The sequence below is a fragment of the Nocardia sp. NPDC059236 genome (genome assembly GCF_042754085.1).
GTDB lineage: Bacteria > Actinomycetota > Actinomycetes > Mycobacteriales > Mycobacteriaceae > Nocardia.
Map to the genome: position 1 here is coordinate 117,304 of NZ_JBHZAF010000012.1, position 12,476 is coordinate 129,779.

The following is a 12,476-nucleotide window of genomic DNA, read 5'->3' on the forward strand; positions in this document are numbered from 1 at the left end:
CGTGGGTCAGATCTGCTCCATCTTCATGTCGTCCGGACCCCAGTAGGCCTTCATGCTGATGATCTTGCCCTCGTCGTTCAGCTCCATCACATCGATGGGCGAGAGGGTCATGCGGTGCCCGTTGGCCACGGTGACGAGGGTGAAGGACGCCGCCACCTTGTTGCCCGCCACCTTGACGGTGTGCAGTTCGGTCTCGCGGTCGAGGTTCTCCAGGGCCTTGTACATCTCGCCGATGGCTTCGTGGCCGCGGCGCTCCGGCGTCCCGATCGGATCCTCGATCACCGCGTCCTCGGCGTACAGGTCCACGATCGCCGACGTGGGCCCGGTGGCCACCAGCTTCACGTACTGCTCGACCACATCGCGGGGCTGCGCTGCCATGGATGACTCCCATCAAGAATTGAAACGTGTTCTATTGCGGAGAGTAACAGCCGGAACGCGCAAAAGAACCCCGCTGCCTCACCCTGCGGAACGGGCGACGATCACATCGCCAGACGGTCCTCACCGGTGTACACATTCATGGTTTCGCCGCGCAGGAAGCCGACCAGGGTGAGGCCGGCGTCGGCGGCGAGATCCACGGCCAGCGAGCTGGGGGCGGACACCGCGCCCATGACCGGAATGCCCGCCATGATGGCCTTCTGCACCAGCTCGAAGGAGGCTCGGCCGCTGACAATGAGGACGAGATCGTGTGCGGGGAGCCGATTCTCGCGGATCGCCCAGCCGACCAGCTTGTCCACGGCATTGTGCCGGCCGATGTCCTCGCGCACGGCCAGCGCTTCGCCCTCGGGGGTGAACAGGCCTGCGGCGTGCAGCCCGCCGGTGGCGTCGAAAACCTGCTGGCGGGAACGCAGTTCGTCGGGCAGCTTGGCGAGGGTGTGCACGTCGACGCGGGGCGAATCCGCGGGCATGGCGTGCCGGATCCGGGTGCGCACCTCGTCGAGGGCGGTCTTGCCGCACAATCCGCAGGAACTGTTGGTCAGAAAGGGCCTGGGCTGCACCGGGACCGGGGTCCGGAGCTGGATGTCCAGCACGTTGTAGGTGTTCTGCCCGTTCTCGTCGGTGCCGGCGCAGTAGCGGGCGCTGACGATGTCCTCGGCCGAGTCGATGATGCCCTCGGCGTACAGGAAGCCGTGCACGAGGTCGATATCCGCGCCGGGGGTGCGCATGGTGATCGTCAGCGACTGCCCGCCCGTGCGGATTTCGAGCGGTTCCTCCACGGCCAGGGTGTCGGGCCGGGTGACGGTGCCGCTGGGCGAGATGCGCAGGGTGCGGCGGCGCGCGGTGACCCTGCTCATGCGACCGTGTGGGTGTGGCGTTCCAGGCGGATGGTGACCGCCTTGGAAACGGGCGTATTGGAGCGCCGGGCGACGTGGTCCAGCGGGATCAGGGGGTTGGTCTCCGGGTAGTAGGCGGCGGCATTGCCGCGCGGCGTCGGGTAGGCGACCAGGCGGAAGGCGGTGACGCTGCGCTCGGTGCCGTCGTCGAACTCGGAGATGACGTCCACCAGATCGTCCTCGGCGAAACCGAGGGCGGCGATGTCCTCCGGATGGACCAGCACCACGCGCCGCCCGTTGTGGATGCCGCGGTAGCGGTCGTCGAGGCCGTAGATGGTGGTGTTGTACTGGTCGTGGCTGCGCAGGGTCTGCAGGATGAGCCGGCCCTCGGGGACCGGCAGCCAGTGCAGGTCGTTGACCGCGAAATTGGCCTTGCCGGTGGCGGTCCGGAATTCGCGGGCGTCGCGTGGCGGGTGCGGGAGCTGGAAGCCGTTGCGGCCGCGCACTTTCCGGTTGTAGTCGGCGCAACCGGGTACCACCCGGGCGATGGCGTCGCGGATCTTGTCGTAGTCGCGCCGGAACTCGCCCCACGGCACGGAGTGGCCCGGACCGAACACGGCCTCGCCCAGCTCGCACACGATGGCGACCTCGCTGCGCAGCTGGTCGCTCACCGGGTCCAGCCGGCCGGTGGACAGGTGCACCATGGACATCGAGTCCTCGACCGAAACCTGCTGGCGCACACCGTCCTGCAGGTCCGCGTCGGTGCGGCCCAGGGTGGGCAGGATCAGGGCGGTGCGCCCGTGCACCACGTGGCTGCGGTTGAGTTTGGTCGACACCTGCACGGTCAGTGCGCAATTGCGCAGGGCGGCCTCGGTGACCTCGGTGTCGGGGGTGGCGGAGACGAAGTTGCCGCCCATGCCGAAGAACACCGTGCCGCGGCCGTCGCGCATGGCCCGGATGGCATTGACGGTGTCCCAGCCGTGTTCGCGCGGGCTGGTGATGCCGAATTCACGGTCCAGGGCGTCGAGGAAGGCGTCGGGCATCTTCTCCCAGATGCCCATGGTGCGGTCGCCCTGCACATTGGAGTGGCCGCGCACCGGGCACACGCCCGCGCCGGGCTTGCCGATCATGCCGCGCAGCAACAGCAGGTTGGTGGCCTCCTCGATGGTGGCGACGCCGTGCACCTGCTGGGTGAGGCCCATGGCCCAGCAGATGATGGTGGCCTTCGATTCGGCCAGCAGCTTCGCGGTGCGGTCCAGGTCTGCGCGGCGCAGGCCGGTGGCCTGCTCGACGATGCCGAGATCGACCGCGCGCATCTGTTTTTCGTATTCGGCGAAGCTCGCGGTGTGCGTATCGACGAAGGCGCGGTCCACGACCGTGCCGGGCGCGCGGTCCTCGGCCTCGAACAGCAGCTTGGCCAGGCCCTGGAACAGGGCCATATCGCCGCCGAGGCGGATCTGCAGGAGATCGTCGGCGATGGTGATGCCGCCGGTGAAGCCCTTGACGGTCTGCGGGTCCTTGAAGCCGATGAGCCCGGTCTCCGGCAACGGGTTGACCGCGATCACGGTGGCCCCGTGCGCCTTCGCCTCGCCGAGCGCGGACAGCATGCGCGGATGGTTGGTGCCGGGGTTCTGCCCGGCCACGATGATGAGGTCGGCCTTCGAGAAGTCGTCGATGGTGACCGAGCCCTTGCCGATGCCGATCGAGGCGGTGAGCGCGGTGCCCGAGGATTCATGGCACATGTTGGAGCAGTCGGGCAGGTTGTTGGTGCCGAAGCTGCGGACCAGCAACTGGTAGAGGAATGCGGTCTCGTTGGCGGTGCGGCCGGAGGTGTAGAAGACGGCCTCGTCGGGGGAGTCCAGGCCGCGCAGGGTGTCGGCGATGAGCCGGTAGGCCTCGTCCCAGCCGATCGGGGAGTAGTGGGTGTCGCCCTCGCGCAGCACCATCGGGTGGGTGAGGCGGCCCTGCCGGCCGAGCCAGTAGCCGGACTTGCCGGCCAGGTCCTCGAGGGAGTGCTGGGCGAAGAACGCCGGGGTGACGGTGCGCAGGGTCGCCTCCTCGGCGACGGCCTTGGCGCCGTTCTCGCAGAACTCCGCGGGGCGACGCCGACCGGTTGGTTCCGGCCAGGCACAGCCCGGACAGTCGAACCCGTGCCGCTGATTCACCCGGGCCAGCGTGCGCGCGGTGCGCACCACGCCCATCTCCTCGACGGCGCGCTCCAGTGCGACGGTGACCGCCTTGACGCCCGCGGCCTCGGTCTTCGGTGCGGTGACGGTCAGCGCGGACTCGTCGATGTCGCTCTTCGGCGCGGCACGATACATGGTCCCGATTGTCCTCTCCAGCGCGATGGGGCGTCCCAGTCGGTACCCGCATCGTAGGGCGCGAAACGCGCGAGCCAGCGGACTGGTCGGTCTCGGGTGTGAACGCGGGTGATCACTACCGCGATAGACAAGGCAGCGGGCACGTGGATGGCCTTACCATCGAACAAGCGAGGTCACGCCGAATGAAGACATGTGCGCATTCTGCTCGGCGTGCCGGTGGGGACCGGCATGCGAAACTGGCCCGCGCGGTGAGACTTTCACCCCGGACCCTACACCTTGTTCTGCTGTTCGTGGCGGCCATCGCGCTCGCACTGCCGGCCGGCATCGGCTGGGCGAATCCGGGTGCCACCCAACCCGTTCCGCTCACCACCGTCTCCGTCCCGGCGCCGCAGGAGCGCGCACCGGTGAAAGTTCCTCCCAGCACGCCGAATCCGCCGCCGGTCATCACCCAGCAGCCGGGCAACGACTGCACCTACACCGATTGCACCGGCACCCACGATGGCCCGCCCGGCCACGGCAACGGCAAGACGAATCCCGGCGGTCAGTGCGGCGACTCGTGCGACAGCGGCGGCGACCCCGGCTGTGGCTGGACCACCTGCACCCAGCCGCAGTACTGCCCAGACGGGTCGGTGAAACCCTCCAGCGGGGTGTGCCCGTCGGCGCAACCGCAGTATTGCCCGGATGGCTCGGTGAAACCCGCGAGCGGAGTCTGTCCGTCCGCTCAGCCGCAGTACTGTCCGGATGGTTCGGTCAAGCCTGCGGGCGGGGTGTGTCCTTCGGCGCAGCCGCAGTACTGTCCGGATGGTTCGGTGAAACCTGCGAGCGGAGTCTGTCCGTCCGCTCAGCCGCAGTATTGCCCGGATGGTTCGGTCAAGCCTGCGGGCGGGGTGTGTCCTTCGGCGCAGCCGCAGTACTGCCCCGACGGCTCGGTGAAACCCTCCAGCGGGGTGTGCCCCTCCGCGCAGCCGCAGTATTGCCCCGATGGTTCGGTCGAGCCGTCGAGCGGGGTGTGTCCGTCTGCGCAGCCGCAGTATTGTCCGGACGGTTCGGTCAAGCCTGCGAACGGAGCTTGCGTCACTGCCGTCATACCTCCTGGCACCACGCCGGGCGGGAATCAGCCGCAGCCGCAACCCAATCCGGTGCCGACCACGCCGGTGCTGACGACCGCCGCGCCGCCACCGGCCACCACCGAGGCGGTTCCGCCGAGTTCGGAAGCCAAGCCGCCCGCCTCGACCACTCCCGTTCCCGCGCAGACCTCCGGGCTTTCCCTCGAGCCGCCCGCGGTGGCGCCCGGGGCGCCGGTGCAGGCCAGCGGCACCGGCTGTGATCCCGGTGCCAACGTGACGCTGTCGATCGGCGGGACCACCGCCGCCGACACCACGGCGCGGGCCGACGGCGGCTTCGCGGCCACCCTCGCCACCGGCGGCACCGATATCGGCCAGCACGAGGTGACCGCCGAGTGCGGGCGAAAGCTGGCCGCGCCCTTGGACATCGTGCTGGTCAGCCAGGTCGGCGGCGGCGCGGCGACGATGACGGTGCTGCTGTTCTTCCTGCTCGTCGGCGGCTGGTTCTACGGCCACCGCCTGATCTCCCATCTCCCGGCACGGAGGCTCCGATGACCAGTCGCACACCCGCGCCGCACCAGGTGCAGCCGCCCAGCTTGCCGGAATTCCGGTGCGCGAGTGACCGATGCGTCCGGTGGGAACGCGATACCGGATGGGACGACGGCCGGCCGGCCGCCGAGCGACCCGCCGAACCTGTTGGCGCCGAGGGGGAATCGCGGCCGGCCGCGCGTGCCCGCAGCCACCGGGCGATCGGCGGGACCGTGCTCGGCGCCCTGCTCATGGTCGCCCTCGTGGTCGTGGCGGTCGTCTTCGTGGCCGGACCAGCCCGCGCCGCCACCGGGGTGAGCGCGACCGCGACCCTCGACGGCCGGGCCATTGCCGGTGCCGATGCCGGGAATCCGGTGCGCCTGGATCCCAAGCGGGTGGCGCAGGTCGTCGTCGAGGTGACCAATGGGACCGCGAATCCGGTGTCGGTCCGGCGGGTCGATCTCGCCGGGCACGTGCTCGGCCTGAACTTCTATTCGTATTCCACGACAGTCGAATTGACGGTCGCGGCGGGCAAGACCGAGAAGCTCACCTACCGTTTGGATCCGGCCGGGCTGGACGGGCAGGCGACCGGGCTCATCGGCTCCGACCTCACGCTCATCGGTGCGGACGGCAAGCCGCTCACCGCGGTGCACACCGTCGTCGATGTGCGGGGTTCGCTCGCGTCGGTGTACGGGCTGTTCGGCATCATCATCGCGGTCCTGACCGCCCTGGCCATTGCCGACGCGGCACTGACCGTTGCGCGCCACCGCCTCTCGGCCAATCGCTGGCAGCGCGGCCTGCGCCTGCTCGCGCCCGCCCTTGGCATCGGCCTGATGATCGGGTTCACCGGTTCGGTGGCGCGCTGGTGGGTGCCGGGCACCGCCCTGTGGCTCGCCCTGGCGGGTGCCACCGCCGCCCTCTTCTTCGTGGCCGGTTACCTCTCGCCGACCCCGCGGCAGTCCGACGATCTCGGCCTCGACCCCGAAGATCTCGCCGCCGCGAAGGAACTCGATGCCAATGCCGGCGCGGCAGGCCCCAATCCGCCCTATGGCGGCACCTTCCGCGACCTCGGTGCGGTAGGAATCCCGGGCGGCACCTACCCGGACCTGGACGTTCGTGCTCAATCAGACTCTGGCGCAACGGAGTTCGTGCCGTATCACCCGCCCGGCGGACCAGGCTCGGAAGAGGCCGTGGCGCAGGCCGGTCCCGCCGGGACCCCGGGTGCGATGCGGGTCTTCCCGGGCGGACCCGCTTCCGATCCGATTCCCGGCGGTTACCCGAGCGGTGAGACGACCCGGATCGCGCGTCCGGGAATCGGGGGCGGCCGATATCCGGGCGGTGGGCCGCTGGCGTCGGCCATGCAGCCCGACGCAGCTGAAAGCGCTACTGCGGCAACGAATTCGCCGGGCTCGGCGAGCCTGCCCGAGATGCAAGACGGAAGCGGTCCACATGCCACGGGGTCGGGCGGGCTGCCGACAGTCAGTAGACCGGGCGGCGAAGGATTCCGGTACTCGGCGGCGGGCGTGGATGATTCGACGGTCGGATATCCCGGCGGGGTGCAGCGGCCGCGGTCCGGGGCCGGGCTCGGGGAGACGACGATCGGGCGGGATCCCGCCGGTGGAAAGGACGACCCGGGACCGGCAGTCCGGGCGGCGGATCCGGGGGACGAGCCGACACTGCGCAGCGGGCCCGGCGCACCGGGCTTCCGGCCGGAGGGGGCGGGCCGATGAGCGTGGGGAATACCGGCACCGCCGAGCTGGCCCGGGTGCGGGCGGCGCTGCCGGGGTACGAGGTCGGCGGGCAGATCGGGCGTGGCGGCTGCGGGGTGGTGCTGGCCGGCGTGCATCGCGGATTGCACCGGCGGGTCGCGATCAAGCAGATTCCGCCGCAGTTCGCCGACGATATGCAGGTGCGGCGGCGGTTCGTCGACGAGGCGCGGATGATGGCGGCGCTCGACCACCCGCACGTGGTGCCGGTCTACGACTACATCGAGCACGACGACCTGTGCCTGCTGGTGCTGGAGTACCTGCCCGGCGGCACCGTCGAGAACCGTTTCATCACAGCGGGATTCGAGGCGACCGCGGCGGTGGCGGTGGCACTGTCGTGCGCGGCCGGGCTCGATGCCGCGCATCGCAGCGGCATCCTGCACCGGGATGTGAAGCCGTCCAACCTCATGTTCGCGGCCAATGGCGCGCTCAAACTCACCGACTTCGGGATCGCCAAGATCGTCGGCGGCGCGGACACACTGGTGACGCGGGCGGGCGAGATCATCGGCACGCCCTCGTACATCGCGCCGGAACAGGTGCGCGGCCAAGGGCTTTCACCCGCGACCGACGTCTACGCCCTCGCCACCATGCTCTACCAGCTGCTCTCCGGCGTACTGCCCTTCCCGCCCGGACCCGACGCCCTGTCCCTGCTGTTCGCCCACGCCTACGGCGAGCCGATCCCCCTGACCGAGGTGGCCCCGTTCGTCCCCCAGCCCATCGCGGAGGCGGTCATGCGCGGCCTGGCCTCCGACCCCGCCGACCGCTACGACACCGCCGAAACCTTCGGCGTCGCCATCGCCGAGCCCGCCGCCCACTTCTGGGGCGCGAATTGGCTCACCCCCGTGGGCATTCCGGTCATCGGCGCGGACACCATCGTGGCCGCCGCCACCGGCAGCGCCCGCGGCCCGCGCACCCCCGGCCCCTTCACTCCACAGACCCCACCCCCGAGACCCGGCCCCAACGATCCCTACACCCCGCCGCCCGGCGCGATGGCCCCACCGCCCGGCGCGGTGATCCACGACCGTGGCTCCGGGTCGATAACACCTCCGCCACAACCGATTCGCCCGCAACGCCCGCCGAACGCACCCACTGCCGACTCGGTGTTACGGGAAGACCTGCGGCGGACCCCCGGCGGGTCCGCCACCCCGCAAGGATCGCCGTCAGACCCGAGCGCGGGGCAGGGTAGCGCTGTGCCGCCACCCGCCGACCCCCGCTCGGAACCGACACGGCGAGCCGACCGAGGCGTGTCGGCAGCCGCCTCGCGCGGCGGGGCCGCTGCACCCCAGCGACAGGGTGGAGCCGGAATGCCCGCCGGACACGGGTTCGGCAGTGGCTCAGCTGGATTCGGTCATGGAAGCGGTCCGCGACCGGGCGGCGGGTTCGGGCCGGGTGGAGGTCCAGGACCACGTGGAGGTTCCGGGGTGGTTGGCGGTTTCGAGCCGAGGCAGGATCCCGGACCGGGTGGGGGTTTCGGGCCCGGGGCTTCCGCGCCGATGGAGCGGATACGGCCGCGTGAGCCGATTCAGCGTGGTGGGGTGCGGCTGGCGGAGGTGGATCGGGCGGATCTGGTGCCGGTGCAGCGGGTGGTCACGCTGCCGTCGCCTCGGGTGCCGTTGCTGGTGGCGGCGTTGTTGGTGGTGGTGACGGGGGTGGTTGCGGTGCTCGGGGTGGGTGGGCCGGGGCGGAATGTGCCGCCTGCGGGGATGATTCGGATCGGCGGGATGGATCCCGCCTCGGGGATTGTGGATCTCGATCTGTCCAAGCCGGTGCCGATCACGGTCAGCGGGGTGGACGCAGATGAGGCGAAGCTGTCGGTGGATGTGCTGGGTGTGCGGGCCGGGGGACAGGGTGCGGCTTTGCCGGGCGGGTCGGGGGAGTTGTCCGCGCCGGTGAACCAGTACGTGCTCGCGGGTCGGCTGACCGGTGAATTGTCGCTGTCCCGTGCGGGTTCCGAGACGGCCACCTATCGGTTCGGGGTGCGGACGCGGCAGCGGGCCACGACCACAGCGACGGCCGTCGGAATCCTGCTGCTCCTGCTGTTCGCCGCCGCATACGCCGAATCGAACGCCCGCACGCTGCGGCGCGGCAGTGCCCGCTTCGCCGCGACCGTCGGGCTGGCGATCAGCGCGGGACTGCTCGGGATCGCGGCGGCCGGGGCGGCGTGGGTGCTGCTCGGCCGCGAACCCACCCTGCCGGGCGTGATCGTGTGCGCCGCAGGCGGTGTCGCGGCCGGACTGGTCCTGGCCGTCGGCTGCCGCCGGGTCGGCAAGCGGTACCGCTATCTGCGGGTGCAACTGCTCCGGGAGCGCGCCTGACCTCGAGGCAGCGCGGCGGTAATGGTTAACCGGGATTCCGGCGATATACGCACGAGCGCAGCGAGATCGACGACTGCGCCGGAGAAGGGGCGCGAACATGGCGGGGCGGCCGGTCATCGAGATTCGGGAATGGGGACGGCCCGCACGGCGGCGGCTGCTGGACGGGCCCATCGTCTTCGGGCGCGACGGTAGTCACGAGGTGCTGGCCGACGGCGGGGTCTCGCGGCAGCACCTGCGGCTGGTGCCCACCCCGACGGCCCTGTCCGTGGTCGACCTGGGCAGCCGCAACGGCACCACCGTCAACGGCGTGGCCCTGACCGGTCGGCGCGAACTCGTCACCGGTGACGTGGTGCGCCTGGGCCGCAGCGAGATCCTGGTGCTGCACACCCCGACCGGCGAACCGGACGAGCAAGTCCCCTCCGAGACCGTGCTCGGTCCGTCGGGCGCGATACCCCGCCCGCCCGGCGGCGAGCCGACACCCGCGCGCTGGGTGGCCCTCGCCAACCGGATCCTCGGCCTCGACCCGACCGGCGAGCGAAACCTGTTCCCCGCCTTCACCGAACTGCCGAGCCGGATACCGCTGCCGGTCTGGCAGGCGGCGCGCTTCCTGAGCATCACCGCCTACCTGGCGCTCATCGTCACGCTGTTCGTGCGGCCCGCGGGCGGCCTGTTCGTCTTCTTCAGAATCGTCGTCCCGCTGCTGCCCGGACTGTTCCTCATCGCACCGGGCCTGTGGCGCAACACCTGTCCGCTGGCCGCCACCAATCAGCTGCCGCGGCTGTTACGCTTCACCCGCGCGCTCACGCCGCCGGCCTGGCTGCAGCAGCGCGGCTATCTGATCGCGGTCGCCCTGTTCTTCGGCATCGCCGGATCGCGCCTCGCGGGCCTGGACCGCAGCGGCGTCGCCACGGGTCTCGTGCTGTCCGCGGTCCTGCTGGCCGCATTCACCGGAGGTGTCGTGTTCAAGGGCAAGAGCGGCTGGTGCAGCAGCATCTGCCCGCTGTTCCCGCTGCAGCGCGCCTACGGGCAGACGCCGTTCGTCACCATCGCCAACAATCACTGCCGCCCGTGCGTGGGCTGCGCCAAGAACTGCTTCGACTTCAAGCCGCGCGCCGCCTACCAGGCCGATATGGCCGATCCGGACCGTGGCTGGAGCGCGCCGCGCAAGCTGTTCGCCGCCGCGCTGCCCGGATTCGTGCTCGGGTTCATGGTGCTGGCCGGATATCCGGGAGTGCCGGTGCCGCAACGGTATCTGACGCTGGGCCTGGTCCTGCTGGTCGCGGTGGGCGTCTACTTCGCCGTCGAGGCGCTGACCGGGGTGAGCCCGGCCATGCTGTCGTCGGTGTACGCGGTGGTGGCCCTCAACGGCTTCTACTGGTTCGCGGGACCGGTGCTGCTCGGCTCGTTCACCACCATCACCGGTGTCGGCGGCGTGGCCTGGCTGCGCTGGCCGATCAGCTTTTTCGTACTGGCCGCGACCCTGCTGTTCCTGGCCCGCACCCGGGTCAGCGAACTCCAGTACGCGCTCAGCACCGGCGCCCGCACCGAACCCGTCCTGCTGCCCTTCCCGCGGCCGCGCACCGACGACGACAATGCCACCGCCCCAGCGGCTTCGGTGGACTTCGACGGCCGGACCGTGGCCGCCGAACTCGGCGTGAGCCTCCTCGACCTCGCCGAGCAGGCGAACCTGCCCCTGGAGTCGGGCTGCCGCATGGGCGTCTGCGGCGCCGACCCGGTCGCAGTCCTCGCGGGTGGCGAGCAGCTCTGCGAACCGACGGGCGATGAACGGAACACCCTGCGCCGGTTGGGATTCGCCGACAACACCCGCATGGCGTGCTGTGCCCGCCTGAACGGCGACGGTGTCCGGGTCTCGCTCACCCCCGAGCCCGGGCGCGGCACCGGCGACCGCCCCGCCCACTTCGATCGCTCCCTGATGAGCCTGGTCGTCATCGGCACCGGCATCGCGGGCGTCACCGCCGCCGACTTCCTGCGCCGCGGCCATCCCGACTGCGAAATCCACCTGGTCGGCCGGGAATCCCACGACTTCTACAACCGCATGGGCATCTCCCGCCTCATACCCGGCCGGTCCGCCATGCAGGGCCTGCACCTGCTGCCCGAACAGTGGTACGAGGACCACCGCATCACGCCATGGCTCAATACCCTTGCCACACACCTGGATCCGCGGACACAGCGGGTCCACCTCGGCACCGGCGACGTCCTGCCCTACGACCGGCTCATCCTCGCGACGGGTGCGTCCGCCGCGCTGCCCGAGATCGCCGGACTGCACCGGCCCGGCAGCTTCGTGCTGCGCGAGGCGGGGGACGCCATGACCATTCGCGCCTACGCCCAGCAGCGATCCTGCGTCCGCGCCGTGGTCGCCGGCGGTGGTCTGCTCGGTCTCGAGGCCGCATATGCCCTGCACCAGTTGGGATTACGCGTCACCGTGCTGGAGCGCGGCCCGCGGCTGCTCGGCAAGCAGCTCGATCCGCGGGCATCGGCCATCGTGCTGGACCACTTCACCCGGGCCGGGATCGAGGTCCGGCACCGGGCCGAGACCACTGCGCTGACAGCCGATTCCAGGGCGGTCGCACCCGGCAGTCCGCGCGGGCCCGGCCGGGACTCCGATCCGGTCCGGTCCGTGGTCCTGAAGGACGGGACGGTGCTGCCGTGCGAGGTATTCCTCACCGCCACCGGCATCCGCCCCAATACCGACCTGGCCGCCCGCGCCGGAATCCCGGTCCGGCGGGGCATTCTCGTGGACGACCGCATGCGCACCGCCGTGCCGCACGTGTACGCGGCCGGAGACGTGGCCGAACACCGCGACCGCGTGCTCGGCCTGTGGCCCATCGCCGCCGAACAGGCGCAGGCCGCGGCGGTGAACGCGCTCGGCGGCGATCAGGTGCTGACCGCGGAGACGCCCGCCACCATCCTCAAGGGAGTCGGCCTGGAGCTGTTCAGCATCGGGCAGGTCGAGCCGGGACAGCGCGACGAGGTGATCGTGGTGGACGAATCACCCCGGCGGTCCTATCGGCGGCTGGTCATTTCCGGCGACCGCGTGGTCGGGGCGATCGTGCTCGGCCATCACCCCACCGATGTGGCCGCCGCGCAGCAGGCCGTCCGCGCCCGGAAGGCGATACCGGGGGCGGCCCGGAATGCCCTACAGCGAGGGGACTGGTCCGCATTGCAGTAGTGCGGGATGTCCTGCGCAGTA

The 12,476-nt window shown here is 70.8% G+C and carries 7 protein-coding genes; 4 read left to right on the top strand and 3 right to left on the bottom strand.

Annotation, left to right across the window (positions count from 1 at the left end):
• Nucleotides 1-6 precede the first annotated feature (6 nt).
• The 3 genes from ACFXIV_RS29035 to ACFXIV_RS29045 all read right to left on the bottom strand — a co-directional run bounded on the left by ACFXIV_RS29035 (nucleotide 7) and on the right by ACFXIV_RS29045 (nucleotide 3,592).
• Complete coding sequence (locus ACFXIV_RS29035; protein ID WP_379398914.1) at nucleotides 7-378, bottom strand: nuclear transport factor 2 family protein; 372 nt, start codon at nucleotides 376-378, stop codon at nucleotides 7-9.
• Nucleotides 379-479: 101 nt separating this feature from the next.
• Nucleotides 480-1,292, bottom strand: a complete 813-nt coding sequence (gene fdhD / locus ACFXIV_RS29040; protein ID WP_379398913.1) for a formate dehydrogenase accessory sulfurtransferase FdhD — start codon at nucleotides 1,290-1,292, stop codon at nucleotides 480-482.
• Nucleotides 1,289-3,592, bottom strand: a complete 2,304-nt coding sequence (locus tag ACFXIV_RS29045) for an FdhF/YdeP family oxidoreductase (protein WP_379398912.1) — start codon at nucleotides 3,590-3,592, stop codon at nucleotides 1,289-1,291. Before ACFXIV_RS29045 ends, fdhD begins: the two co-directional genes overlap by 4 nt.
• Nucleotides 3,593-3,882: 290 nt before the next feature.
• Here ACFXIV_RS29045 and ACFXIV_RS29050 point away from each other — a divergent pair, with 290 nt between their 5' ends.
• From ACFXIV_RS29050 to ACFXIV_RS29065, 4 genes are all read left to right on the top strand, one after another.
• The gene (locus tag ACFXIV_RS29050) at nucleotides 3,883-5,211 is read left to right on the top strand and encodes a hypothetical protein (RefSeq protein ID WP_379398911.1); all 1,329 of its coding nucleotides are present in this window, start codon (nucleotides 3,883-3,885) and stop codon (nucleotides 5,209-5,211) included.
• Nucleotides 5,208-6,914 carry a hypothetical protein gene (locus ACFXIV_RS29055; RefSeq protein ID WP_379398910.1) on the top strand — a complete coding sequence of 569 codons (1,707 nt, stop codon included), beginning with the start codon at nucleotides 5,208-5,210 and terminating at the stop codon, nucleotides 6,912-6,914. The genes ACFXIV_RS29050 and ACFXIV_RS29055 overlap by 4 nt, the downstream gene beginning before the upstream one ends.
• Nucleotides 6,911-9,265 (top strand): serine/threonine-protein kinase, encoded by a 2,355-nt coding sequence (locus ACFXIV_RS29060; RefSeq protein ID WP_379398909.1) that lies wholly within the window; start codon nucleotides 6,911-6,913, stop codon nucleotides 9,263-9,265. The genes ACFXIV_RS29055 and ACFXIV_RS29060 overlap by 4 nt, the downstream gene beginning before the upstream one ends.
• 97 nt (nucleotides 9,266-9,362) lie before the next feature.
• Nucleotides 9,363-12,455: an FAD-dependent oxidoreductase gene (locus ACFXIV_RS29065; RefSeq protein ID WP_379398908.1), complete on the top strand. Its 3,093-nt coding sequence runs from the start codon at nucleotides 9,363-9,365 to the stop codon at nucleotides 12,453-12,455.
• The last annotated feature ends 21 nt before the right edge of the window (nucleotides 12,456-12,476 follow it).

Coding starts and splice junctions, on each gene's coding strand:
- ACFXIV_RS29035 (WP_379398914.1), bottom strand. CDS start 378: ATGGCAGCGCAGCCCCGCGATGTGGTCGAGCAGTACGTGAAGCTGGTG.
- fdhD (WP_379398913.1), bottom strand. CDS start 1,292: ATGAGCAGGGTCACCGCGCGCCGCCGCACCCTGCGCATCTCGCCCAGC.
- ACFXIV_RS29045 (WP_379398912.1), bottom strand. CDS start 3,592: ATGTATCGTGCCGCGCCGAAGAGCGACATCGACGAGTCCGCGCTGACC.
- ACFXIV_RS29055 (WP_379398910.1), top strand. CDS start 5,208: ATGACCAGTCGCACACCCGCGCCGCACCAGGTGCAGCCGCCCAGCTTG.
- ACFXIV_RS29060 (WP_379398909.1), top strand. CDS start 6,911: ATGAGCGTGGGGAATACCGGCACCGCCGAGCTGGCCCGGGTGCGGGCG.
- ACFXIV_RS29065 (WP_379398908.1), top strand. CDS start 9,363: ATGGCGGGGCGGCCGGTCATCGAGATTCGGGAATGGGGACGGCCCGCA.